Consider the following 24,603-nt stretch of genomic DNA (forward strand, 5'->3'; position numbering starts at 1 on the left):
CTGGCCCGAACAGGGACCGTCAGCCGAGCAGGCCGAAGAGCAGGTCCGGCTGCACGCTGACGACGAAGAGCACCGCCACCGTGAGCACGAGCGCGGCCACGAGCGGACCGCGGCGACCGGGCCCGCCCCACCGGGACGCCACGGCGACCGTGGGGGCCGACCGACCGGCATCCGGCGTGTCGACCGAGGTGACGACCGGACGCAGCCACCGCAGGTAGACGGCGACGCCGAGCACCGCGTTGGCGGCGGCGACCACGGTGAGCCAGGTCCAACCCTCGGCGACGACCGGGCGCAGGGCGACGACCTTGCCGACGAGCCCGACGATGCCGGGCGGGAGGCCGGCGAGGGAGGTCAGGGCGAGGCCGAGCGCGCCCGCCCGCCAGGCGGTGCGACGCCACAGGCCCTCGTAGGCGTCGAGGCGACGGGCGGCGACCCCGACCTCGCGGGCCCGCAGGGCGACGACGGCGAACGCGACGAGCGTGGCGACGACGTAGGTGAGCAGGTAGGTGGCCGAGGCCGACGTGCCCAGCGCCGACACGCTGACGAGCGGCAGCACGACCCAGCCGGCCTGCGCGACCGTCGACCACGCGAGCAGGAGCACGACGTCGTCCTGCCGCAGGGCCATGACGTTGCCGAGGGTCATGCTGAGCGCCGCGACGACCGCGACGACGACGAGGCCCGGCGTGCCGAGGGCGGCCACCGCGCGCAGGAAGACGAGCAGCCCGGCGAGCGCCCCGATCTTCGACACGGTGGCGAGGAAGGCCGCCACGGGCAGGCTCGAGCCGGAGTAGGCGGTCGGCGTCCAGGCGTGGAAGGGCACGAGCGAGAGCTTGAACCCGAGGCCGGCGACGACGAGCACGACCGAGAGCGACAGCAGGGCCGCGTTCGCCACCCCGCCGGTCGCGACGCCGGCGCCCTGGGCGCCGAGCGCGGCCGCACCCGAGAGGAACGGGCTGCCGGTCGCGGCGAACCACAGCGCCGCGCCGAGCGCGAGCAGGGCGAAGGAGACGAGCGAGGTGACGAGCAGCTGCACCGCACCGGCCACGGCCCGCCGACCGCCCGACAGCGCGACGAGGGCGATGACGGGCAGCGTGGCCAGCTCGAGCGCCACGAGCCACGTGGCGATGTCACGGGCCGCCGCGACGACGACGGTGCCCGAGAGCGCCGCGAGCAGCAGCACCGCCTGCACCGGCTCGCTCGTCGGCGAGGGCGTCGAAAGCGCCGTCGTCCCGGGGTCGGTCGCCCGGGCGCGACGGCCCGGCCAGGCGAGCAGCAGCACGACGAGGGCCGAGAGGTTGGCGGCGAGCTGCAGCGCGCTCGACAGCGAGTCGGCCTGCCAGAGGCAGTTGCCCGCGGCGGCCGCGGCGCCTACCGCCTCGCCCGACCCCGAGGCGGCCGGCACCGTCCACCCCGACGGCAGGCAGAAGCTCGTGCGCACCTCGCCGGAGGTCTGCAGCACCCCGGGCAGGCAGGTCCACGCGCCGAACCCGGCCGCGACGGCCGCGATGACGAACGGCGTTTCACGCAGCCGGGGCGAGACGAGGTCGGCGACGAGCACCGCGACGACCCCGAGCAGGGGGAAGAGCGCCGGCCACAGTGCGCCGACGTCGATGACGAGTCCGCCGGTCACCGGCCAACCCCCAGCAGCGTCGTGACGTCCTGCGCCGAGATGCCGAGCAGCAGGTGGGGGGCCACGCCCAGGCCGACCGTGGCGACGAGCAGCGTGACGAGCACGCCCCACTGCCAACCCCGCGAGTCGGGTACCGGCTCGGCGGCGTCACCCTCGGCCGCGTCGCCGCCCTCGCCCGCCCACACGATGCGCGCGACGCGCAGGCTGTAGGCGGCGGCGAGGGCCAGGCCGACGGCGCCGGCCACGACGCAGGACCGCAGCAGGCCGACGGGGCGGTCCGGGGCCGGTGACCACGCCGCGTAGAGGGCGAGCCACTCGCCCCAGAAGGTGACGAGCCCGGGCAGCCCGAGGGCCGCGGCCAGGCCGACGACGAGCGCCAGCCCGAGGCGGGGTGCCTTGTCGCGCAGTGCCGCCCGGGCGGTGCCGAGGTCGGCGCTCCCCCACCGCTCCTTGAGGTCGCCCACGACGAGGAAGAGCAGCGCCGACACGATGCCGTGGGCGATGTTGCCGAAGAGCGCGGCCTGCAGGCCGGTCTCGCTCCCCGACGCGACCGCGAGCACGACGAAGCCCATGTGCGCGACCGAGCTGTACGCGACGAGCCGCTTGAGGTCACGCTCGACGAGGCAGGCCAGGCCTCCCCAGAGGATGCCGGCCACGCCGAGCAGCGCGAGCGCCGGGCTGAGGGTGGCCACCCCGTCGGGCGCCGACGCGACCGGCAGCCGCACGATGCCGTAGGTGCCCATCTTGAGCAGCACGGCGGCGAGCAGCACCGAACCGGCGGTCGGGGCGATGGTGTGCGCGCTCGGCAGCCACGTGTGCAGGGGCCACACCGGCACCTTGACGGCGAGGCCGGCGAGCAGCAGGGCGGCGGCCGTCAGCTGGGTGCCCGACTCGAGCGCGCCGGCCCGCGCCGCGAGGGCGTCGAGGTCGCTCGTGCCGGCGGCGTTCACGAGCACGAGGACGCCGACGAGCATGAGGGTCGAGCCGAAGGCGGTGAAGAGCACGAACCGGCCCGCGGCGTCGGCGCGCCGCTCGTCGGGCACGTGCTCGTCGCCGAACCGGCGCACGAGCACCCACATCGGCACGAGCACGATCTCGAAGGCGACGAAGAAGAGCAGCGCGTCGCGGGCGAGGAAGGTGGCGAGCGCCCCGGTCTCGACGAGCACGATGCAGCCGAGGTAGGTGGCCCGCGACCCGCCGGGTGGGGTGCGGCCGGCGAGCGCGTGCACGACGACGGCCACCGTGAGCAGGGCGGTGAGCAGCACGAGCGCGGCCGACAGCCCGTCGACGGCGAAGTGCCAGCGCACGCCCAGGGCCCGGATCCACGGCAGGTCGACGCTCATCGACCCCGCCACGACGACGACGGCCAGCAGCGCCGTGACGGCGGTGGCGACGAGGGCCGCGAGACCGACGCCCCGACCGGCGCCGGTGAGGCCGTCACGACCTCCGTCGACGGATGCCGGGAGGGCGAGCAGCGCGACCGCGGTGAGCAGCGGCACGAGCAGCAGCAGGGTCACCGCCACGCCGTCACCCCCAGCAGGGCGACGGCGACGATGCCGACGACGACCCCGAGCAGGGCCCGCCCCGGCACGGCCCGGTGGCCGCGCTCGGCGAGCCGGCCGGCCTGGCGCACGGCGACGGCGGCCGCGCGCGGGTAGGCGTCGACGACGTCGCGGTCGAGCGTCACGACGACCCGGGCCACGGCGGTGACGGCGCGACCGACCGCGGCGTACCCGGCATCCGCGCCGAAGCCGCTGACGGCGCGCTCACGCGTCGAGGTCGGGAGCACCTCGGCCGCGTCGCGCTGCCCGCGCCGGGCGGCCGTGAAGGCGGCCCACCCGCCGAGGGCGACGAGCGCGAGCGAGAGCAGCGCCGAGACCACGCCGAGGTGGATGCCGTCGACGCGCGGCAGCAGCAGCGACCCCAGCACCGTCAGCACGGCGAGGACGCAGACCGCGAGCGCGGCCGGAAGCGTGATGGGTCGGTGCTCGCCGTGCGCCGCGAGCGCCCCGGGCTCCCCGACCGCGAGCGGCTGGGGCGGGAGATCGTCGGCGGCCGGGCTCTCCTGCTCGGCCACCGGGGTGTCGAGCAGCAGCCACGCGCGGGTGCAGTAGAAGGCGGTGAGGGCGACGGTGACGAGCAGGGCCACGACGACGAGCCACGCCGCGGCGCCGCCGGCACCGGTGACGCCGTCGAGCGCACCCTCGAGGGCGGCGTCGACGGCGGTATCCTTGGTGAGGAAGCCGACGAACGGCGGCACCCCGGCGAGCGAGGCGAGGCCGATCGCCATCGCCCAGCGCAGCGCGCCACGACCGCGCAGCCCACCCCGCAGCGCGGTGAGGGCCGTCGCCCCGAGCAGCGCCGCCAGCCAGCCGGCGCCGAGGAAGAGCAGGGCCTTGAAGAAGGCGTGGCCGACGAGGTGCGAGACGCCCGCCACCGGCCCGATCGCGGCGGGGGTCGTGGCGAGGGCGCCGAGCATGATGGCGACCTGGCTGAGGGTCGAGTACGCGAGCAGGCGCTTGAGGTCGGCCTGCGCGCAGGCGAGCAGGGCGGCCCAGACCATCGTCACGGCGGCGAGCAGGGCGAGCACCGTGCGGGCCGCGTCGTCGACGGCGAGCAGCGGCAGCAGCCGGGCGACGAGGTAGCTGCCGGCGGCGACCATCGTGGCGGCGTGGATGAGGGCCGAGGCCGGTGTCGGGCCCTCCATCGCGTCGGGCAGCCAGTCGTGGAACGGGACGAGACCGCTCTTGCCGGCCACCCCGACGACGACGCCGACGAGACCGACGGTGAGGGCGGCATCCGGCGTCGTGGCCGCGAGCACGGTGGTGAGGTCGGTGCTTCCGGCGCGGACCGCGAGCGCGACGAGCCCGACGACCATGCCGATGTCGGCGACCCGCGTGACGACGAAGGCCTTGTAGGCGGCGCGGCGGGCGGCGGGCCGCTCGCTGTCGTGCCCGATGAGCAGCCACGAGCACCAGCCCATGACCTCCCACCCGACGAGCACGAGCACGAGGTCGGCCGACTGCACGACGAGCAGCATCCCCGCGGCGAAGAGCGACACGGTGGCGGCGAACCGGGCGTACCGGGGGTCGTCGCGCAGGTACCAGACGGTGAAGACCTGGATGGCGAGCACGACGACGGCGACGACGAGCGACACGAGCGCGGCGAGGTCGTCGCTCAGCAGGTGCAGCGGCAGCGACAGCTCGCCGGCGGGCAGGGGCCCCGTGCTGTCGAGGTCGGCCGCGCCCACCGGCGACACCCACTGCACGATCGCGAGTAGCACGACGGCGGATGCCGTGCCGACCGCGAGCGCGCGGGCGGGGGTGTGCGACCGGCCGGCGAGCAGGCCCGCGAGGCCCGCGAGCGCGGGCAGCAGGACGAGGAGGCGCACGACCCACGTCACGGGCGGGCCCCCGTCGCAGCGGTGGGCGAAGCGGGCGCGGCCGGCGTCACGGCCCCGGCCCCGTCGCGCGCGTCGTCATGGTCGTCGCGGTCGTCGTCGTCGCCGTGGTCGTCGCCGAGGTCGGGGACGGCGGTGAGGTCGACGTGCCCGAACCGCCGGAACATGACGAGCACGATGGCCAGGGCGATACACACCTCGGCGGCGGCGACGGTGATGACGAACAGGGTGAGCACGGGCCCGGTCGCGAGGGGCGACCCGGGCTGCGAGCCGACCGTGACGAGCAGCAGGTTCGCGGCGTTGAGGACGAGCTCGACGCCGATGAGCACGAGCACGGCGTTGCGGCGGGCCAGCACGCCGTAGAGCCCGATGCCGGCGAGCAGGGCGGCGAGCGCGGCCGGGTAGTGCAGGTGCATCACGGGCGGTCACCGCCCGGGCGCAGCACGAGCCGCGAGACGGCGAACGACCCGACGAGGGCGACGAGCAGCAGCACCGAGAGCAGCTCGAACGGCCAGACCCACGAGCCGAAGACCGCGGCGGCGATCTCGGGCGTCCCCGTCGTCGGGCGGTCGGCGTCGACCCGGACGTCGGCGAGCGCGGGCACGAGGGCGGCGGCGAGGAGCGAGGTCGTCGCGCCGCCGAGCAGCACCGCGACCACCCGCTGCCACACGGGGGTGCTGATGTCGCGGTTCGCCCCGATCGGGGCTCGCGTCAGCATGAGCGCGAAGAGCACGAGCACGACGATCGCCCCGACGTAGACGAGCAGCTGCACGAGGCCGACGAGCTCCTGGCCGAGCACGACGTAGCACCCGGCCAGCGAGCCGAGGCAGACGAGCAGCCAGAGCGCCGCGTGCACGAGGTGCCGGGTCGAGACGGCGAGCAGCGCCGAGCCGGCCGTGATCGCCCCGACGACGACGAAGACGATGTCGCGGGTCGTCACTCCCCACCCTCCCCCGGCTGCAGCCGCGGGGCCGGCCCACCGGCATCCGGCGTCCCGGGCCCGGCCTCCGGCGCGGGCGGGGTGACCGGGATGACCTGGGTCGCATCCACCGGCGGCGTCACCGGTAGCTCGCGCGTCGGCGCCTCACGGCGGGGTCGCGGCGGTCGCGCGGGAGTCCCGCCCCCCTCAGTGCGGGCAGGGCGGGCAGGGCGGGCGCGGGCGGCCGGAGCGGCCCCTGCCGGGGCGGGGCGCTTCGGCTTGGCCGCGGCCGTCACCTCGGCGGGCACGGCGCTGCCCGGGTCGAGGGCGGGCGGCGGCGGAACGGTCGCCATCCACGCGCCGAGCCGGTCGCGCTCGTGCAGCAGGTCGCGGATGTCGACCTCGGCGTACTCGAACTCGGGGCTCCAGTGCAGCGCGTCGAAGGGGCACACCTCGATGCAGATGCCGCAGTACATGCAGAGCGAGAAGTCGATGGCGAAGCGGTCGAGCATGTTGCGCTGGCGGGCGCGCCCGCCCGGGGTCGTGGGGGGCAGCTCCTCCTTGTGCGAGTCGATGTAGATGCACCAGTCGGGGCACTCGCGCGCGCAGAGCATGCACGAGGTGCAGTTCTCCTCGGTCAGCGCGATGACGCCGCGCGACCGCGGCGGCAGCGCGGGGCTGACGTCGGGGTACTCCGCGGTGTGGGTGTGCCGGGTGAGCGACCTCGCGGTCGTCGCGAGGCCCCTCACCAGGCCGGGCAGGATGCCGTCGCGCTCGCTCATGCGGCGCCACCCCCTCGGGCGTCGGTGCCGGTCATGACGTCATCACCACTCCCACGGCGGTCAGGGCGAGCTGGAACAGGGCGATCGGGACGAGCCAGACCCAGGCGAGCCGCTGCAGCTGGTCCTCGCGCAGGCGCGGCCACGACACCCGCAGCCAGATGACGACGACCGCGACGACGAAGCCCTTGAGCAGCGTCCAGAGCCAGCCGAGCCAGCTCTCGAGCGGCCCGGCCCACCCGCCGAGGTAGAGCACGGCGAAGAGGAGCGAGAAGACGACGATGCCGGCGTACTCGGCGAGCAGGAAGAAGGCGAAGCGCAGGCCGGTGTACTCGGTGACGGCGCCGAAGACGATCTCGGAGTCGGCGAGCGGCATGTCGAACGGCGGTCGCTGCAGCTCGGCCAGCGCCGCGACGAGGAAGACGACCGCCCCCGGCAGCTGCCAGAGCAGCCACCACGGGCTCCACGCCTCGGCGATGCCGACGAGCGACAGCGTGCCTGCGGCGAGCGCGACCGAGGCGACGGCCAGCACGAGCGGCAGCTCGTACGAGACGAGCTGGGCGGCGGCGCGCATCGCCCCGAGCAGCGAGTACTTGTTGGCCGAGGCCCACCCGGCCATGAGGGTGCCGATGACGCCGACCCCGATGACGGCGAGCACGAGCACGACCCCGGCGTCGACCGGGGCCCCGACGACCGACGGCGACAGCGGGATGGCCGCGAGCGCGACGAGGTAGGGCACGAGCGCCACCGCCGGGGCGAGCCGGAAGACCCACCGGTCGGCCCGGGCCGGGGTGATGTCCTCCTTCTGCACGAACTTGACCCCGTCGGCGACGAGCTGCGCCCAGCCGTGGAAGCCACCCGCGTACATCGGCCCGAGCCGGCCCTGCATGTGGGCCATGACCTTGTGCTCCGTCTGGCCGACGAGCAGGGGCAGCACGAGGAAGGCGAGCAGCACGGCCACGGCCCGCAGGACGACCTCGAGCCACGTCGGCAGCACGACCGCATCGGGCCACGACAGCCAGTCGGGCCAGCCGAGGCTCCAGTCGAAGGGCCAGCTGACGCTGATGTCGAAGGGCAGGTCGAGCGCAGGCGTCACCGGGGGCCCCACTCCGGCGGCGGCACGCCGGGTGCCTGGACCCGGCGCCGACCGGGCGCCCGGGCGCTCTCGTGGCCCTCACCCGGCTCCTTGGCGCCCGGCCACGGCTTCGAGGCACGGGCGGCGAGCACGAACGTCTTGCGCAGGGGGGTGCCCTCGAAACCGTCAGGGAGCAGCAGCGGGCGCAGGCCGGCATCCGTGCCGTCGTCGAAGCCGTCGAAGGGGAGGCCGAACATCTCGTGCGTCTCGCGCTCGTGCCAGGCGGCGCCCGCGAAGGTGCCCGTCAGCGAGGCCACCGCGACGCCGTCGGGCACGCGCGTGCGCAGCAGCACCGACGTGAGCGGGGTGTCGGGGCGCACGTCGACCAGGTGGCACACGACGTCGAGGCCGGGGTCCTGCTCGGCATCGGTCTCGTCGACGGCGGTGAGCCAGTCGAAGAAGGCGTAGCCCTCCTCTCGCAGCGCGACGGCGGTCGCGACCCACTCGCCGAGCGGCACGTCGCGCACGTCGGTGACCCTCATCGGTCGCTGTCCCGCGGGCGGCGCAGCAGGGGCCGGCGCACGTCGCCGCTGCTGCCGACCCGCGTGCCCGCGTAGCGCCCGCGCAGGGTGCCCGCCGAGAGCCGCTCGTCGGCGATCTGCTGCTGCAGGCGCAGGATGCCGTGCAGCAGGGCCTCCGGCCGCGGCGGGCAGCCGGGCACGTAGACGTCGACGGGGACGATCTGGTCGACGCCCTTGGTGACGGAGTAGCTGTCCCAGTAGGGCCCGCCGGAGTTCGAGCAGGCCCCGAAGCTGACGACGTACTTCGGCTCGGGCATCTGGTCGTAGAGGCGGCGGATGGCCGGCGCCATCTTGTCGGTCACCGTGCCCGAGACGACCATGAGGTCGGCCTGGCGCGGACCGGGCGCGAAGGGGATGACCCCGAGGCGCATGAAGTCGTGGCGGCCCATCGAGGCGGCGATGAACTCGATGGCGCAGCAGGCCAGCCCGAAGTTGAAGACCCAGAGCGAGTACCGCCGACCCCAGTTGAGCACCACCTTGACGGGCTTCGGGGCGTGGGCGCCCAGCACCCCCATCGCGGCGTCGGGGTGCTCGACCGGACGGATCGTCGGCAGCGGCAGCCCGACCGGCCCGCCGGTGCCGCCCGGCCCGCCGGTGCTGCCGGTACCCGTGGCCATCAGACCCACCTCAGCAGGCCGCGCCGGGCGGCGTGGGCCAGGCCCAGCACGATGACGGCGATGAAGACGAACATCTCGACGAGGCTGGACCGCCCGATCTCGGGCGAGCGCAGCACGAGGGCCCACGGGAAGAGGTAGATCGCGTCGACGGCGAAGATGACGTAGAGGAAGGAGAAGACGAAGTAGCGCACCTTCGTCTGCGCCCAGCCCTCGCCGACCGGGTCGACCCCCGACTCGTAGGTGCTCGCCTTGGCCGCGCTCGGCGCCCGAGGCGCGAGCAGACGGCGCGCCCCCATGGCGGCGACGAACAGGAGCACCCCGGCTGCGAGCACCGCTGCGACTGCGAGGTAGCCGGACATGGCGGTCAGCCTAACCAGAGCGGGCCCGCCGGTGGCCCCGCGACCGGCGGCGGATGCCGGGTGGTGCCGCCGGGCGGGCGGGTGCGGTCAGCGGGCGGGCCTGTGGTCACCGGACGTCAGGCGTCGGCGGCGTCGGGGTCCTCCTCCGGCTCGAACGTGTTGGGCTCGCCGGTGGTCAGCTCGATGCCGTCGCCGTCGCCCTCCTGCAGGGGCTCGGGCAGGTCGTCGGCGCCCGGCTGGTCGCTCTGCTGGTCGGTCTGCTGGTCGCTCGGGCCGGTGGGGGTGGACGGGTCGGACATCGGTGTCTCCTTCGTCGGTTTCTCCCACCCTCTCACGCAGCGGGGACAGCGGCTCGGGGCCGGGCGGGAATGCCCGGGCCGACCGGGACGCTGGCCTGTCCAGAAGGTGATGGAGCGCCCGAGACGGTTTCGATCACGAACTAGCATGGACGAGGCGATGGGGGCCACTCCCCGCGCCCGAGAGCCGCAGGAAGTTCGAGGACGACGCAGAGCATGAGCAGCAAACTGGTCCAGAAGCTCGACCGCGTGGTCATCCGGTTCGCCGGTGACTCCGGTGACGGCATGCAGCTCACCGGCGACCGGTTCACCTCCGAGACGGCGCTGCTCGGCAACGACCTGTCGACGCTGCCGAACTTCCCGGCGGAGATCCGCGCCCCCCAGGGCACCCTGCCCGGCGTCTCGAGCTTCCAGCTGCACTTCGCCGACCACGACGTGCTCACCCCCGGCGACGCCCCCGACGTGCTCGTGGCGATGAACCCGGCCGCCCTCAAGGCCAACCTGCGTGACCTGCCCCGCGGCGCGACGGTCATCGTCAACACCGACGAGTTCACCAAGCGCAACCTCGCGAAGGTCGGCTACACCGTCAGCCCCCTCGACGACGGCTCGCTCGAGAGCTACCACGTGCACCCAGTGGCCCTGACCTCCATCGCCGTCGAGGCCCTCGCCGCCTTCACCGACCTGACCCGCAAGGAGAAGGAGCGCGCGAAGAACATGTTCGCGCTCGGCCTGCTCTCGTGGCTCTACACCCGCCCCACCGAGGGCACCGAGGCCTTCCTCAAGGGTAAGTTCGCCGACAAGCCCGACATCCTCGAGGCCAACCTCGCGGCCCTGCGCGCGGGCTACAACTACGGCGAGACGACCGAGGACTTCTCCGTCTCGTACGAGATCGCCCCGGCCACCATGGCCCCCGGCACGTACCGCAACGTCACCGGCAACACCGCCCTGTCCCTCGGGCTCGTCGCCGCCGCGCACCGGGCCGGGCTGGCGCTGTTCCTCGGCAGCTACCCGATCACCCCGGCATCCGACATCCTCCACACGCTGGCCGGCCTCAAGCGCTACGGCGTCGCCACGATGCAGGCGGAGGACGAGATCGCCGGCGTCGGCGCCGCGCTCGGGGCCAGCTTCGGCGGTGCGCTCGGGGTCACGACGACGTCGGGCCCCGGCCTCGCCCTCAAGGCCGAGACGATCGGCCTGGCCGTCTCGCTCGAGCTGCCGCTCGTCGTGTGCGACATCCAGCGCGGCGGGCCCTCGACCGGCCTGCCGACCAAGACCGAGCAGGCCGACCTGCTGCAGGCGCTGTTCGGTCGCAACGGCGAGTCGCCGGTCGCGGTCGTGGCGCCGTCGACGCCGGCCGACTGCTTCGACATCGCCGTCGAGGCGGTGCGCATCGCGACGACCTACCGCACGCCGGTCATCGTGCTGAGCGACGGCTACCTCGCCAACGGCTCCGAGCCGTGGCGCCTGCCGCGCACGGCCGAGCTGCCCGACATCGCGGTGGAGTTCGCGAGCGAGCCGAACGGCGTCGACGCCAAGGGCCAGCCGGTCTTCCACCCGTACCTGCGCGACCCGGAGACGCTGGCGCGCCCGTGGGCCGTGCCCGGCACCCCCGGGCTCGAGCACCGCGTCGGCGGCATCGAGAAGGCCGACGTCACCGGCAACATCAGCTACGACCCCGACAACCACGACCGCATGACACGGCTGCGGCAGGCCAAGATCGACGGGATCGCCTCGAGCATCGACCCGCTCGCGGTCGACGACCCGACCGGTGACGCCGAGCTGCTCGTGCTCGGGTGGGGCTCGACCTACGGGCCCGTCGCGGCGGCCGTGCGCCTCGCCCGCAACACCGGGGTGCGGGTGGCCCAGGCGCACCTGCGCCACCTCAACCCGTTCCCGGCGAACACCGGCGAGGTGATGCGGCGCTACCGCCGCGTCATCGTGCCGGAGATGAACCTCGGCCAGCTCGCCCTGCTGCTGCGCGCGAAGTACCTCGTCGACGTGCAGTCGTACACCTCGGTGCGCGGGCTGCCTTTCACCTCAACCGATCTCGCCGACGCCATCACGACGTCGGTCAAGGAGCTGGCATCGTGACCACCGACCTCGGACTGCCTCGCACGCTCGCGGCCGGCACCGACGGCGTCCCACGCCTCCCCGAGGGCGTCAGCCTCGGCAAGCGCGACTTCACCTCCGACCAGGAGGTGCGCTGGTGCCCCGGCTGTGGTGACTACGCCATCCTCGCCGCGGTGCAGGGCTTCCTGCCCGAGCTGGGCCTCAAGCGCGAGAACGTCGTCTTCGTCTCCGGCATCGGCTGCAGCTCGCGCTTCCCGTACTACCTCGACACGTACGGCATGCACTCGATCCACGGACGCGCGCCGGCCATCGCGACGGGCCTGGCGGCGAGCCGCGAGGACCTCTCGGTCTGGGTCGTCACCGGCGACGGCGACGCCCTCTCGATCGGCGGCAACCACCTCATCCACGCGCTGCGTCGCAACGTCAACCTCAAGATCCTGCTCTTCAACAACGAGATCTACGGCCTGACGAAGGGCCAGTACTCCCCGACCTCGCACGTCGGCCAGGTGACGAAGAGCTCGCCCCTCGGCTCGGTCGACCGGCCGTTCAACCCGGTGTCGCTCGCCCTCGGGGCCGAGGCGACGTTCGTCGCCCGCACGATGGACTCCGACCGGGCCCACCTCACGTCGGTGCTGCGCGCCGCCGCCGAGCACCGCGGGTCGGCCCTCGTCGAGATCTACCAGAACTGCCCGATCTTCAACGACGGCGTCTTCGACGTCCTCAAGGACCGCACCGAGGCCGCCGCCCGCATCCTGCACCTCGCCCCCGGCGAGCGGGTCGGCGCCGGTGAGAACGTCGTGGTGCGCAGCGACGACGGCTCGCTCGCGTTCGTGCCCGAGGCGGATGCCGACCCGGCCCGCGTCGTCGTGCACGACCCGGCCGCCGACGACCCGTCGGCGGCGTTCGCTCTTTCGCGCCTCGACTCGCCCGACCTCGGCCACGTGCCGATGGGCGTCTTCCGCAGCGTCGCCCGGCCGACCTACGACGACGGGCTGCGCGAGCAGATCACGGCGTCGCGCACCGGCGAGGTCACCGACGCCGACATCGACGCCCTGCTCGCCGGTCGCGACACGTGGACCGTGGGGGCGTGACGAGCGGCGCCGCCAGCCCCGGGCCGCGACCGACGGCCGCGCCCACCGGCATCCTCGACACCTCCCCCACCGGTGAGGTGACCCGCGGCACGGTGCTCGGCTTCGCCGCCTACGGCCTCTGGGGCCTGTTCCCGCTCTACTTCGACGCGCTGCGCCCGGCGGGGGCGTGGGAGATCCTCGCCCACCGCATCCTCTGGACTCTGCTCTTCTGCGTCGTCGTGCTCGCCGTCATGCGCGACGTGTCGTGGGTGCGACCGCTGCTGCACCGGCCCAAGCTGCTGGCCGGCATCGCCGTCGCCGCCGTGCTCATCGCCGTCAACTGGACCGTCTACGTCGCGGCGGTGACGTCGGGAAACACGAGCGACGCGGCCCTCGGCTACTTCCTCAACCCCCTCGTCACGGTGGCCCTCGGGGTCGTCGTGCTCGGCGAGCGGCTGCGGGTGCTGCAGTGGGTGGCCGTCGGGGTGGGTGTCAGCGCGGCGGTCTTCCTCGCGGTCGCCGGCGGCCAGGTGCCGGTCGTCGCTTTGACGCTGGCGTTCTCGTTCGCCCTCTACGGCCTGACGAAGAAGAAGATCGGCGCCTCGCTCGAGGCGGTGCACGGCCTCACCGTCGAGACCGTCGTGCTCGCCCCCGTCGCCGTCGTCACGCTGCTCGTCGTGCACGCCCAGGGCGGGCTCGAGTTCGGCCGCCACGGAGCACTCCACACGGGGCTGCTCGTGTTCTCGGGGGTGGCCACGGCGCTGCCGCTGCTGTGCTTCGCCGCCGCCGCCCGCCGCATCCCGCTCGTGACGATCGGGCTCATCCAGTTCATCACCCCGGTCATGCAGCTGCTCTGCGCCGTGCTGCTGCTCGGCGAGCACATGCCCGCCGAGCGCTGGGTCGGGTTCGGCATCGTCTGGGTCGCGCTCGTCGTGCTGACGGTCGACTCGCTGGTGGCCGTGGGCCGGAGCCGCCGGGCCGCCGCCCTGCCGGTCGACGACTGCCCCCGCTGACCGCCGCCTTCGGCCTCCCTCACCCCGCCCTGCGCCACCCGCCGCCACCGCCCGGCCCGCCTCCTCGAACCAACCGTTCGACGTCGAACGCGCTGCTGGAGGTCGAACGCGCCGGTATACGGCCGCGTTCGGCCCGCAAGGCGGTGTTCGGCATCCAACGACTCGTTCGAGTCGGCCGAGGCAGGGGGATGATGAGGGCATGAGCGACGACGCGAGCACCTACCGCACCGAGCACGACTCGATGGGCGAGGTGCAGGTCCCCGCCGACGCCCTCTGGGGCGCACAGACCGCCCGCGCGGTCGAGAACTTCCCGATCAGCGGCCGGCCCGTGCCGCCGGGCGTCGTGCGCGCGCTGGCCCAGCTCAAGGCCGCCGCCGCCCGCGTCAACGCCGACCTCGGGGTGCTCGAGAGCCCCGTCGCGGATGCCGTGGAGCGCGCGGCCTCCGAGGTGGCCGCGGGCGAGCACGACGGCGAGTTCCCCGTCGACGTCTTCCAGACCGGGTCGGGCACCTCGACGAACATGAACGTCAACGAGGTCGTCTCGCGGCTCGCGCACCTGCGGTCGGGGCTGGCGGTGCACCCCAACGACCACGTCAACGCCGGTCAGTCGAGCAACGACACCTTCCCCAGCGCGCTGCGCATCGCCGCCACCCTCGCCGCCCTCGACGACCTCGCCCCGGCTCTCGACCACCTCGCGGCCTCGCTGGCGCGCAAGCAGGAGGAGTTCGCCGACGTCGTCAAGGCCGGTCGCACCCACCTCATGGATGCCGTGCCGGTGACCCTCGGCCAGGAGTTCGGCGGCTACCGCCGCCAGGTCGAGCTCGGCGCCGCCCGGGTACGGGCCGCGGCCGAGGCGACGAAGGAGCTGCCGCTCGGGGGCACCGCCGCCGGGACCGGGCTGAACGCGGCACCCGGCTTCGCGGCATCCGTCATCGCGAAGGTGGCTGAGACGACGGGGGTCGACTTCCGCGAGGCGGCCGACCACTTCGAGGCGCAGTCGACGCAGGACGCAGTGGTCGAGCTGTCGGGAGCGTTCAAGGTCGTCGCGGTGGGGCTGACGAAAATCTGCAACGACCTGCGGTGGATGAGCTCGGGGCCAAGGACGGGTCTCGGGGAGATCCACCTGCCCGACCTGCAGCCCGGCTCGAGCATCATGCCGGGCAAGGTCAACCCCGTCGTGCCGGAGGCGACGCTCATGGCGTGCGCCCAGGTCATCGGCAACGACACCACGGTCACCGTGGCGGGGGCCGCCGGCAACTTCGAGCTCAACGTCATGCTGCCGGTGCTCGCCCGGAACGTGCTCGAGTCGGCCACCCTGCTCGCCGCGTGCGCCCGGCTGCTCGCGGACCGCTGCGTCGACGGCATCACGGCCGAGGTCGACCACGCGCGCGAGCTGGCGGAGAGCTCGCCCAGCATCGTCACGCCGCTCAACCGGTACATCGGCTACGAGGCGGCGGCCAAGGTCGTCAAGCAGGCGGTCGCGCAGCGGCGGACCATCCGTGAGGTCGTGCTCGAGCAGGGGCACGTCGAGAGGGGCGCGCTCACCGAGGCCCAGCTCGACGAGGCTCTCGACGTCCTGTCGATGACGCGCCCGCCGCAGCGCTGACGGGAGGGCGCCCATCCGTCCCGTACCGGGCCATGTCGAGAGTGCGCTCCGCGCCTCCTGACCCGGGAGCGACGCCACGTGGGTGGGTGCCTCACGCCGATCGTGCGCCGGCTGGGTCATACTGACGCCGGCAGCACAGTCGTTCAAACCACGAGCGCTCCGCTGCTGATCCACCCGGCTGAGGGACTCATGTCACCTTCACCAGACCCCGTCCCTTGCGGTACACCCCGCCCTCCTGTCGCACCGTCGTCAGAGCCGGACTGTCACGACGGCAGTGCCGGGCCGGAACCCGGGCGATGCCTGCTGACCCCGAGTGAGGTCGCAACCCGGTTGAGGGTCGCCCGAAGACGGTGAGTCGATGGATGTGGGCGTTGACGGACGCCAGGGACGCGACGACCGGCGTCGTGATCCGGCCCCCGAAGAAGCTGACCGGTCCGGCTGGAGCCGGCGCGGTCAGCTCGTCCGAGCCCGGTGGCGAAGGTGAAAGGTGCGTGTACAGCTGTGGAGCCCATCCCGGAGACCCGTCGAGCGTTCATTGACCTCGTTCGGTACGAGGAGTTCGACCTCGAGCCTCACATCCGTGGATGGATCGACGCCGTGCTGGCGGTCGTGCCAGACCTGGTGGGTGTCAGCTTCACGATGATCGCCGAGGGTCTGACCTTCACCTACGAGGCGGTGCCCGAGGTGGCTGCGGCACTGGATGCAGTGCAGTACCTCGATGCGGGCCCGTGCGTGGAGACCGTGCACGACGGCCAAGCCCGCGAAACCGTCATGTCTGCCCTCGATGAGGATCGGTGGCGTCTGTTCGCCGAGGCCGGCGCCGCGGTCGGAGTCCGGTCCACGTTGTCACTGCCGATCGCCGATGACACCGGAAGCGTGGTCGCCAGCATCAATCTGTACGGGCTGCGGGCGGACTCGTTCCGAGGTCAGGCCGACCGCTTGGCGGCAGCGTTGGGATCGTGGCCCCAGGGTGTCACCCACAACGCCGACCTCGCCTTCCAGAGTCGTCAGCAGGCGCAGGTCACCCCGGAGCGGCTGGCCGAGCGCGAGATCATCGAGCGTGCCGTCTGGATGATCAGCGGCCGCTACGACATCTCCATCGAGCAGGCTCAGGCCCGACTGGCCGACGCATCAGAGCGGGCCGGAACGACTTCAGCCGTGTTCGCGGCCCTCCTCACCGACCTCGCAGACCCGCCCGGGCTCTAGGGGGCAGCGAGGCGCCCTCGCGGGCTACCCCATCGTGCGACCACCCATCACCGGGTGCGACGCCCCTGAGGCTCCCCGCCGACACGGATGGTGGCGGCCGGACTCGCGGAATGGGCCGCGAGGGCGAAGCGGGGATACGCCGGCGCGGCCGAGGTGGCGAGCTCGGCGGCGCATCGCCCGACCACCGGCGAGAGCTTGGCGCCGTGACCCGAGCACGCCGACACGACGACGACTCCGCCGACGCGGTCGACGACGAAGTCCTCGCTCGGCGTCGTCGTGTAGAGACAGGTCGCCTCGGCGAACGGCTCCGGCACGAGCCCCGGCAGCCAGCGCTCGACGTAGCGCACGATGCGCTCTCGCGCGGCGACGTCGACGGCGGAGTCACGATGGCGCGCGTCGGAGGGCCGACCCACGTGCTCGGCCACCTTGCGGGCGTCACCGAGGCCCCCGTCGCGGCCCCCCGGCAGGTGGTAGACGTCGAGGTCGTCGAGGTGGATCGTGACCGGCCAGACGAGGCTCTCGTCGAGGCGCGGGAAGTGGAAGACGCGGTGCTCGGTGACGCGCAGCGGCGGCAGTCCCACGGCCCCGCCGAGCAGGTCTGCGCACCATGCACCCGCTGCGACGACGACCCGGCGGCAGGAGACGTCGCCCGCACTCGTCCGCACGACGGTGTCGTCGGTGTCGGCGCGACCCGGGTCGATGCCCAGCACCTCGGTGCCGGTGACGAGCCGCACCCCGGCTCGACGCGCGACGTCGAGGTAGGCGTGCACGGCCTGCTCTGCGTCGACGGTGCCCGCCTGCGCCTGGTAGAGCACCGGGCCGGCGAAACGCATTCCAGGCCAACGCTCCTCGGCTGCGGCGGCCACGAGCAGCTCGGTCGCCAGACCGGCCCGGTCGAGGGCCTGGCGGATGCCGGCGGGGTCGCGGGCGGGCCCGTGGTCGATGCCGCCGGTGAGCCGCACCAGCGCACGCCCCGACTGCCGCTCGAGCTCGCTCCAGAGCTCGAACGCGTCGCCGGTGAGCGCGACGTAGTCGTCCTGCGCGTAGGCGCGCCGCACGATGCGGGCCGAGCCGTGCGAGCTGCCGTGCACGCTCGCCGGCTCGTCCTGCTCGACCACGACGGCGTCGACCCCGCGCGCAGCGAGCTGCCACGCCGTCGCGGCGCCCATGAGCCCGGCGCCGACGACCACGACGTCCGCCCTGTCGGGCAGGTCGTCGGGGAGGGTGTCGGGCACGCTCCGGGGGACGGTGCGCGAGGGAGCGGTCGGGTCGTTCACAGCAGGAACTGGCTGACGGTCAGCACCGCGCCCTGCGGGTCGCGCACCACGGCGGTTCGCGTCCAGTCGGTCTCCGCGCGGTCGAGCACGGTCGCGCCGAGTCGCTCGGCCGTCGACGCCACCTCGTCACGATCGGCGACCGCGAAGGTCACGTGCCAGTGCGGTCGCTCACCATCCTCCGCCCGGGCCAGCCAGGCGATGCCGTCGGCGAAGCCCGGCGGCGCCTGGATACCGTCCTGACGGTGGTGGATGCCGGGGTCGACCGTCGCGGCGAGGTGGTCGCCGTACCCGGGTCGACGCACGATGGTGGCGGACCCGACGTCGTCGACGACCCATCCGAAGACCTCGGTGTAGAACCGCGCGGCGGTGTCGGGGTCGGCGGCGTGGAGGTCGCTGAAGTTCCAGGCCCCCGGCTCGTTGACGGCCTGGGCGCCCAACCGCCGACGTGCCTGCCACAACCGGAAGGGCGCGCCCTCCGGGTCGCGGCACAGCACCGAGCGTCCGCCCTCCCCCGCGTCGGCGGGTGGCTCGACCACGGTGCCGCCAGCGCGCTCGACCGCGGCGGCCGCGGCATCCGCGTCGTCGACGGCGACGTAGGTGTTCCACGTCGCCGTGTCGGCACCCGTCGCACCGGGAGCGCTCGGCCCGCCCACGGCGGCGACGTCGCGACCGTCCAGCTGCGCGATGACGTAGCGCTGCGGCAGGCCCGGGGGCATGACGTCGGTGGACGTCCAGCCGAAGAGCCCGCCGTAGAACGCGGTCGCGGCGTCGACGTCACCCGCGTCGAGGTCGACCCAGGACGGCACCCCGGTGGGGTAGGTGCGTGGCTCGCTCATCTGCTGCTCCCAGGACCCTCGGCTGCGCTGACGGTCCGAGGGTAGGGCTCGACACCGACACCGACGCCGACACCGGTACCCGGCCCCACTTGGTCAGCCCTTCACGGCGCCCCCGGCGAGCCCGGCCACGAAGTACCGGCGGGCGAGGATGGTGATGAGCACGATCGGCACGGCGAGGGCCAGGCTGCACGCGGCGAGCAGCTGGAAGGTCGTCACGTCGTCGGCGCCCGACTGGGCGGCGACGAACACCGGGATGGTGACGGCGTCGTTCTGCGTCAGGGTCAGGGCGACGAGGTACTCCTGGAAGGCGAGCAGGAACGCGAACAGGCCTGCGGTGATGAGGCCCGGGGCACTCAGCGGCACGATGACACGCCAGAAGGCCTGCAGGCGGGTGCAGCCGTCGACCATCGCCGACTCGTCGAGCTCTTCGGGCAGCTCGCGGAAGAAACCGGTCAGCAGCAGCAGCATGAACGGCATGTTGACGGCCACGAAGGCGATGACGAGGGCGACGTTCGTGTCGTAGATGCCGACCGCCCGCGAGGCCTCGTAGAACGGCAGCACGACGGCGAACCGCGGCAGCGACCGGAACACGAGGGCGAGCACGAGCAGGATCGGGCCGATGCGGCCGCGGTAGCGCGCGAAGGCGTAGGCCGCGGGTGCGCCGACGGCGAGGCTGACGACGACGGACAGGACGGCTACCAGGGCCGTGTTGGCGAGCACCTCGGCGAAAGTCGTGCGACGCCACAGGTCGCTGAAGGCGTCGAGCTGCGGCGTGAAGGCCCAGACGGGTGGGTTCTGAAAGGCCTGCGCGAACGGCTTCAGCGCCGTGAGCCCGGCCCAGAGGAACGGCGTCATCATGACCACCGCGATGAGGCACATCACCCAGAACGCCCACCACGAGCCCCCGGAACCACGCCCCTCGCGCGCGACCCGCGAACCCGCGCCCCGCGCCGGGCCGCCCACCGGCCGTGCCGGCGCCGTGCTCACGACAGCCCCCGCGCGTCGCGCCACGTCGACCGGAGGAAGGGCAGCAGCAGCACGAGCGTCACGACGATGGTGAGCAGGTTGACGGCACTGCCGATCCCGAGTCGGTACGAGTCGTTGAGGGCGATCTGGAACACGTAGGTCATGAGCGACTCCGTCCCGAGCTGTGAGGCCGCCGGCGTGATGATGCGGATGGAGTCGAACACCTTGAGCGAGTCCATGATGCTGATGACGCAGACGAACGACACGAGCCGCCCCAGCGCCGGGATGACGACGTAGCGCTGCTTCTGCCACCAGCTCGCGCCGTCGAGCGACGCCGCCTCGAGCGGCTCGTCGGGCAGGCCTTGCAACCCGGCGTAGAAGATGAGCACCGCGAACGGGATCTCGTGCCAGAGCATGTGCATCGTCAGCAGTGCCCGCGCCGGCCACTCGCTGACGAGCCAGTCGATGCGGATGCCGGCCAGCTCGAGGAGGCGGTTGACCGGTCCCCCGAACACGTCGTTGAACAGCCACGAGAAGTCGAGCGCCCCGACGACCGTGGGCACGACGTACGTGGCGAGCAGGACGCCGAGGAAGATGGCCCTCCCGTACCGGGCCCGGTCGAGCACCAGCGCCACGAGGTAGCCGAGCACGACCTTGAGCACGGTCACGACGACGGCGAACCCCACGGTGAACAAGGCGGCCTCGCCGAAGCGAGGGCTGCTCAACAGCTCGCGGTAGTTGTCGAGGCCGTTGAAGACGCCCGGCTGCCCCACCGGGACGTTCTGGAAGCTCCAGCGCACCGTGGCCACGAGGGGCACGACGAGCAGGGCGACCATCAACGCGATGGCCGGCCCCGACAGGGCGACGAAGGTGCGGGTGCGCATCAGTCGGAGGACCGCAGCGCCGGGCCGCCGGGCGCCGGCGTCACTGCGCGTAGCCGGCGTTGGCGATGGCCTCCACGGCGGTGGACTGCGCCTCTGCCAACGCGGCCTCGACGCTCTGCTTGCCCGACACGGCATCCCCGATCGGCGCGCCGATCACGCTGTACACGTCGGCGATGTACGGCACCGGGTTGAGCGGCTTGGGACCGGTGGCCAGCACCTCCTGGGCGTTGGCCGCGAACGGGATCGCGCTCGTGTCGATGAGGTCGAGACGGGCCGGGAGGGCGTTCGGCAGCGCCGACCTGCCCGCCTGCTCGCTCGTGGCGACGGCCGCCAGCTGGAACAGCAGGTCGGGGTCGACCTTCGAGTTCTTCGCCACCGCGAACCCGTCGACCGACACGAACGACAGCGGCTTGCCGCCGCTCTTGACGGCAGGAGGGGTCGCGAAGGCGAAGTTGCCCGCCTGCGGAGACTTCGCGGCATCCACGAGCGGCGACAGCCGCCCGGTGACGAGCATCCCCATGGCGGCCTGGCCGGTCTGCAGCTGGGTCGTCACCTCGGGTGAGGAGAAGCTCAGGGTCTGCGGCGACATGTACGGCAGCAGGCTCTTCAGCTCGGTGACCGCCTCGCGGCCGGCTGCGGTGTCGATGGCGGGCACGGGCTTGCCGGCCTCGAAGTAGTCACCGCCGAGCGAGCGGATGGTCTGGCCGAAGAGTCCCTGGATGTCGTTGGCCGGGGCCATCGGGATGGCGAGGGGGTACCTGATCTCGCCGGCGTCCTGGATCTTCTTGGCCGCCTGCCGCATCTCCTCGAACGTCGTCGGCGGCTTCAGGCCGAGCTTGTCGAAGACGTCCTTGCGGTAGACGAGCTGGTTGACGCTCCAGTACGTCGGGAGGCCGAACTGCTTGCCGTCGTAGCTGTGCGCCGCCAGCAGCGTGGGGTCGAGCTTGTCGAGGGCGAACGTGGAGGAGTACTTCGTCATGTAGTCGTCGAGGGGGACGGTCCATCCGCGGTCGGCGTAGAGCGGGTAGACGGTGCCGAACTGCTCGACGAGGTCGTAGCTCGCACTTGAGCCCGACAGCGACTGCACCGCCCGCTGCTTCTGCCCCGTGAGGTCGGTGGCGGGGTGGTTGAGCGTCAGGGTGTCGGACCTGCAGGCCGAGGTGAGCACGTTCGTGAAGGGGTCGGTGGCCGCGCTGTTGTAGGCGAGGATGTTGACGGTCGTCGCGCTGGTCGGTGCGGTGATCTCGCACGCGACCGCCGACGCCGAGGGGGACGCCCCCACCTCGGAGCCGGCGCCACAGGCTCCCGCGGTCACCGTGGCGGCGACGGCGAGAGCCAGGGCGAGGGGGCGGCGACCCGGCCGGCGGTGGCTCGGGGTGGCGCGGGGTGTCGGTCGAGCGGTCATCGTGGCTCCTGGAGGCTGGGGTCACGCCGCTGCGGCCGCCTGCTCCGGTGCAGGGACGTCCCGACGTAGGAGCAAGACCTACCCAACCCTCGGTGCACTTTCCCGGCGAGCAGCGCATGGTTCACCAATGTGACCGCACCGTGACGAAGTGTGCGTTCGTCACGCATCGGGCACCTCCCGACGCAGCCGGCCACCCCACCGTCAGAGGAGCAGGTCGAGGGCGACCGTCGTCGTGACCGTCACCGCCATGAGCACGGCCGCCGGCAGCAGCGTCGCCCGCAGCACCCGACCGGTCGCCGAGCGGTCGCCGCCGACGGCGGTGAGCCCGAGCACCATGACGACGGGCGCGAGCGAGTTGCCGATGTTGCCGCCCGCCAGCTGACCGGCCAGCAGCACCGCGCGGGGGGCGCCGACGAGGTCGGCCACCTGCACCTGCAGCGCGGAGAACAGCGCGTTCGAGCTCGTCGTCGACCCCGTGATGAACGAGCCCAGCGCCCCGACGAGCGGCGCGATGGCCGGGTACGCCGAGCCGGTGGCCGCCGCCGCGCCCTGCGCCACGGTCGTCACCATGCCGCTGTCGACGAGCACCCCGGCGACCGACGCGAGCAGCAGCACGGACACCGACGACTTGCGGAACTGCTTGAGGGTGGCCACGGCCACCGGCCCCCACGACCGCTTCGGCCACCGCCCCCGCAGCCGCCAGACGAGCACGCTGAGCAGGCTCGCCACGAGCAGGAAGGTGCCCGGGTGCCCGAGCAGGGCGATCGGGTTGTAGGGCGCGGATGCCGGGTTGGCCACTCCCTGCCCCGTCGTCGTCCGCGGGAACGACGGCCCCAGCAGCAGGTGCGTCTTGGCCCACGCCCGCAGGCCCGGCGGCAGGTAAACGGCGAGCGCGACGACGGCGAGCAGGGCGTAGGGCACCGCCGCCGCCCACGCGCGGCTGCGCTCGTCGGACTCGTCCGACTCGACCGGCTCGACCGGCTCGACAGCTGCGTCGACGTCGGCCGACAACCCGGAGGCGAGCCCGCCCGAGGTGTGACCCACCGGCATCCGGTCGGCGCGGGAACGGGCCCGGACGCCACGGAGCGCGCGCAGCACGAAGACGGCGGCGATGCCGGCGGCCCCGCCGCACAGGGCGGCGATGCCCGGCTCGACCTGCGCGACACCGGCCTGCGTGAGGGCCATCGAGAGGCCGACGACGACCAGCGTCAGCCACGACTCGCGCAGGGCCTTCAGGCCCCCGGTCATCAGGGCCACGAGCACGCCGCCGACGAGGCAGTTGAGACCGAGCAGCACGCTGGCGGCTACGGCGTACTCGTGCGTGTCGGCGGCGTCGAGGTGGGCGGTGAGCGAGCCCATGTAGAACGACGAGCCCATCGACCCGAACCCGACGGCCCAGTGGTAGCCGACGAGCGGCAGGGCGACGGCGCGCACCACGCCGACGCCGAGCGCGACGAGCAGCGGCGCCGCGACCGCGATGGGCGTGCCGAAGCCGGAGACGCCCTGGATGAACGAGGGCAGCACCCAGGCCAGCAGCAGGACGTTCTCGGTGCGGGTGGGCAGCAGCCGCCCGAGGGCCCGGCCGAGCGAGGTCATGCCGATGCGGGTGGCGAGGTGGTGCATGAGCAGCGCCGGCCCGATGACGTAGAGGATCCAGACCCCGACCCAGGCGCCCTTGCCGAGACCGACGGCGACCGTCAGCCCGCCCGCGCCGAAGACGAGCACGGCGAGCGCGACGGCGTAGAGCACCGTGAGGCCGGCGTTGACGAGCATCGACAGGCGCCCCCACAGCACGAGGGCGAGCAGGAGCACGACGGGGCTGACGGCGAGCGCCCAGTCGAGGACGGAAGGGGTTGAAGCCGGTGGCACGCGATTGTCTTTCGTATACGGTCGGGGTCACGACAGGCGTCCCGGGCAGGCCGGGGACGCGTCAAAAGGGGGTCGGGGCGTGGAGTCTCAGACGATCGGCAGCGCGCACCTCGGGCTGCGCGACCAGGTGCTCGCCGAGCTGCGTCGGCGCATCGTCGACGGCGACTACCCGCCGGGCGAGCGGCTCACCGAGGACCGCCTCGCCGCCGACTTCGGCGTCTCGCGCAACCCCGTGCGGGAGGCGCTGCGCGTCGTCGAGGCCGACGGTCTCGTGACGATGGCGCCGCGTCGGGGCGCGGTCGTCGCGACCCCCGACCCGAAGGCCGTGGCCGACCTGTTCGCGGTGCGCGCCGGGCTCGAGGCGGTCGCCGCCCGGCTGGCCGCCGAACGGGCCACCCCGCAGGACGTCACGCGGCTGCGCGACCTCGTGGATGCCGCCCGGCGGGCCACCGACGCCGCCGACTTCTCGCGCGTGGCCGAGCTCAACAGCGACCTGCACATGAGCATCATCGACATCAGCGGCAACCGGTGGCTCAGCACGATCTCGGCCGCCGTGTACCTGCACGTGCACTGGATCTTCCGCATCACCGCGTCCCACCGGGCGCCGCACTCGTGGTCCGAGCACACGCACCTCGTCGACGCGATCGCCTCCGGCGACGGCGACGCCGCGGAGGCGGCGGCGCACGCCCACGTGGCCGCGGCGACCGCAGCCGCGCTCGAGAACCTCGCGGCCGCCGACTGAGCC

23 protein-coding genes are annotated in these 24,603 nt (G+C 73.4%); 6 read left to right on the forward strand and 17 right to left on the reverse strand.

The genetic code is table 11. The features are described 5' to 3' along the window. Positions 1–19: 19 nt before the first annotated feature. The 11 genes from DFJ68_RS11475 to DFJ68_RS11525 all read right to left on the reverse strand — a co-directional run bounded on the left by DFJ68_RS11475 (position 20) and on the right by DFJ68_RS11525 (position 9,659). On the reverse strand, positions 20–1,630 hold the full coding sequence (locus tag DFJ68_RS11475) for an NADH-quinone oxidoreductase subunit N (RefSeq protein ID WP_121033327.1): 1,611 nt from the start codon (positions 1,628–1,630) through the stop codon (positions 20–22). Continuing rightward, positions 1,627–3,153: a complex I subunit 4 family protein gene (locus tag DFJ68_RS11480; protein ID WP_121033329.1), complete on the reverse strand. Its 1,527-nt coding sequence runs from the start codon at positions 3,151–3,153 to the stop codon at positions 1,627–1,629. The genes DFJ68_RS11475 and DFJ68_RS11480 overlap by 4 nt, the downstream gene beginning before the upstream one ends. Next, positions 3,144–5,033, reverse strand: a complete 1,890-nt coding sequence (locus DFJ68_RS11485) for an NADH-quinone oxidoreductase subunit 5 family protein (RefSeq protein ID WP_121033331.1) — start codon at positions 5,031–5,033, stop codon at positions 3,144–3,146. The genes DFJ68_RS11480 and DFJ68_RS11485 overlap by 10 nt, the downstream gene beginning before the upstream one ends. Then, on the reverse strand, positions 5,030–5,446 hold the full coding sequence (gene nuoK, locus DFJ68_RS11490; RefSeq protein ID WP_121035310.1) for an NADH-quinone oxidoreductase subunit NuoK: 417 nt from the start codon (positions 5,444–5,446) through the stop codon (positions 5,030–5,032). The genes DFJ68_RS11485 and nuoK overlap by 4 nt, the downstream gene beginning before the upstream one ends. Next, a complete protein-coding gene (locus tag DFJ68_RS11495) occupies positions 5,446–5,970 on the reverse strand; it encodes an NADH-quinone oxidoreductase subunit J family protein (RefSeq protein WP_121033333.1) in 525 nt (174 codons plus the stop codon). The genes nuoK and DFJ68_RS11495 overlap by 1 nt, the downstream gene beginning before the upstream one ends. Beyond that, a complete protein-coding gene (locus DFJ68_RS11500) occupies positions 5,967–6,731 on the reverse strand; it encodes a NuoI/complex I 23 kDa subunit family protein (protein WP_121033335.1) in 765 nt (254 codons plus the stop codon). Before DFJ68_RS11500 ends, DFJ68_RS11495 begins: the two co-directional genes overlap by 4 nt. A gap of 31 nt (positions 6,732–6,762) precedes the next feature. Further along, the gene (nuoH, locus tag DFJ68_RS11505) at positions 6,763–7,725 is read right to left on the reverse strand and encodes an NADH-quinone oxidoreductase subunit NuoH (RefSeq protein ID WP_211333481.1); all 963 of its coding nucleotides are present in this window, start codon (positions 7,723–7,725) and stop codon (positions 6,763–6,765) included. Between the two features lie 95 nt (positions 7,726–7,820). Further along, a complete protein-coding gene (locus DFJ68_RS11510; RefSeq protein WP_121033337.1) occupies positions 7,821–8,345 on the reverse strand; it encodes an NADH-quinone oxidoreductase subunit C in 525 nt (174 codons plus the stop codon). Beyond that, entirely contained in the window at positions 8,342–9,001 is a 660-nt protein-coding gene (locus DFJ68_RS11515; RefSeq protein WP_420823659.1) for an NADH-quinone oxidoreductase subunit B, read from the reverse strand. The genes DFJ68_RS11510 and DFJ68_RS11515 overlap by 4 nt, the downstream gene beginning before the upstream one ends. Continuing rightward, positions 9,001–9,360 carry an NADH-quinone oxidoreductase subunit A gene (locus DFJ68_RS11520; protein WP_121033339.1) on the reverse strand — a complete coding sequence of 120 codons (360 nt, stop codon included), beginning with the start codon at positions 9,358–9,360 and terminating at the stop codon, positions 9,001–9,003. Before DFJ68_RS11520 ends, DFJ68_RS11515 begins: the two co-directional genes overlap by 1 nt. 116 nt (positions 9,361–9,476) lie before the next feature. Further along, on the reverse strand, positions 9,477–9,659 hold the full coding sequence (locus DFJ68_RS11525; protein WP_121033341.1) for a hypothetical protein: 183 nt from the start codon (positions 9,657–9,659) through the stop codon (positions 9,477–9,479). 213 nt (positions 9,660–9,872) lie between these two features. Here DFJ68_RS11525 and DFJ68_RS11530 point away from each other — a divergent pair, with 213 nt between their 5' ends. The 5 genes from DFJ68_RS11530 (at position 9,873) to DFJ68_RS11550 (ending at position 16,621) form a co-directional block, all read left to right on the forward strand. After that, complete coding sequence (locus DFJ68_RS11530) at positions 9,873–11,747, forward strand: 2-oxoacid:acceptor oxidoreductase subunit alpha (protein WP_121033343.1); 1,875 nt, start codon at positions 9,873–9,875, stop codon at positions 11,745–11,747. Next, the gene (locus DFJ68_RS11535) at positions 11,744–12,817 is read left to right on the forward strand and encodes a 2-oxoacid:ferredoxin oxidoreductase subunit beta (RefSeq protein WP_121033345.1); all 1,074 of its coding nucleotides are present in this window, start codon (positions 11,744–11,746) and stop codon (positions 12,815–12,817) included. The genes DFJ68_RS11530 and DFJ68_RS11535 overlap by 4 nt, the downstream gene beginning before the upstream one ends. Then, positions 12,814–13,809, forward strand: coding sequence for an EamA family transporter RarD (gene rarD, locus DFJ68_RS11540; protein WP_121035313.1), 996 nt, complete (start codon positions 12,814–12,816; stop codon positions 13,807–13,809). Before DFJ68_RS11535 ends, rarD begins: the two co-directional genes overlap by 4 nt. A gap of 199 nt (positions 13,810–14,008) precedes the next feature. Then, positions 14,009–15,415 (forward strand): class II fumarate hydratase, encoded by a 1,407-nt coding sequence (locus DFJ68_RS11545; RefSeq protein ID WP_121033347.1) that lies wholly within the window; start codon positions 14,009–14,011, stop codon positions 15,413–15,415. Positions 15,416–15,916: 501 nt separating this feature from the next. Next, positions 15,917–16,621 carry an ANTAR domain-containing protein gene (locus tag DFJ68_RS11550; RefSeq protein WP_121033349.1) on the forward strand — a complete coding sequence of 235 codons (705 nt, stop codon included), beginning with the start codon at positions 15,917–15,919 and terminating at the stop codon, positions 16,619–16,621. A gap of 47 nt (positions 16,622–16,668) precedes the next feature. Here DFJ68_RS11550 and DFJ68_RS11555 read toward each other — a convergent pair whose 3' ends face one another. The 6 genes from DFJ68_RS11555 to DFJ68_RS11580 form a co-directional block, all read right to left on the reverse strand. Then, positions 16,669–17,856, reverse strand: coding sequence for an FAD-dependent oxidoreductase (locus DFJ68_RS11555; RefSeq protein WP_245963606.1), 1,188 nt, complete (start codon positions 17,854–17,856; stop codon positions 16,669–16,671). A 38-nt stretch (positions 17,857–17,894) separates the two neighbouring features. Continuing rightward, entirely contained in the window at positions 17,895–18,734 is an 840-nt protein-coding gene (locus DFJ68_RS11560) for a VOC family protein (protein ID WP_121033351.1), read from the reverse strand. Positions 18,735–18,827: 93 nt separating this feature from the next. Next, positions 18,828–19,721: a carbohydrate ABC transporter permease gene (locus DFJ68_RS11565; protein WP_121033353.1), complete on the reverse strand. Its 894-nt coding sequence runs from the start codon at positions 19,719–19,721 to the stop codon at positions 18,828–18,830. Next, complete coding sequence (locus DFJ68_RS11570; protein WP_170165753.1) at positions 19,718–20,584, reverse strand: carbohydrate ABC transporter permease; 867 nt, start codon at positions 20,582–20,584, stop codon at positions 19,718–19,720. Before DFJ68_RS11570 ends, DFJ68_RS11565 begins: the two co-directional genes overlap by 4 nt. Positions 20,585–20,624: 40 nt before the next feature. Then, positions 20,625–21,989 (reverse strand): ABC transporter substrate-binding protein, encoded by a 1,365-nt coding sequence (locus DFJ68_RS11575; RefSeq protein WP_121033357.1) that lies wholly within the window; start codon positions 21,987–21,989, stop codon positions 20,625–20,627. A gap of 201 nt (positions 21,990–22,190) precedes the next feature. Then, a complete protein-coding gene (locus DFJ68_RS11580; RefSeq protein WP_121033359.1) occupies positions 22,191–23,858 on the reverse strand; it encodes an L-lactate permease in 1,668 nt (555 codons plus the stop codon). 79 nt (positions 23,859–23,937) lie between these two features. Between DFJ68_RS11580 and DFJ68_RS18130 the strand changes: the two genes are divergently transcribed. Next, positions 23,938–24,600, forward strand: a complete 663-nt coding sequence (locus tag DFJ68_RS18130; RefSeq protein ID WP_170165754.1) for a GntR family transcriptional regulator — start codon at positions 23,938–23,940, stop codon at positions 24,598–24,600. The last annotated feature ends 3 nt before the right edge of the window (positions 24,601–24,603 follow it).

Origin of the sequence: Terracoccus luteus, assembly GCF_003635045.1 — a bacterium.
Lineage (GTDB): Bacteria > Actinomycetota > Actinomycetes > Actinomycetales > Dermatophilaceae > Terracoccus > Terracoccus luteus.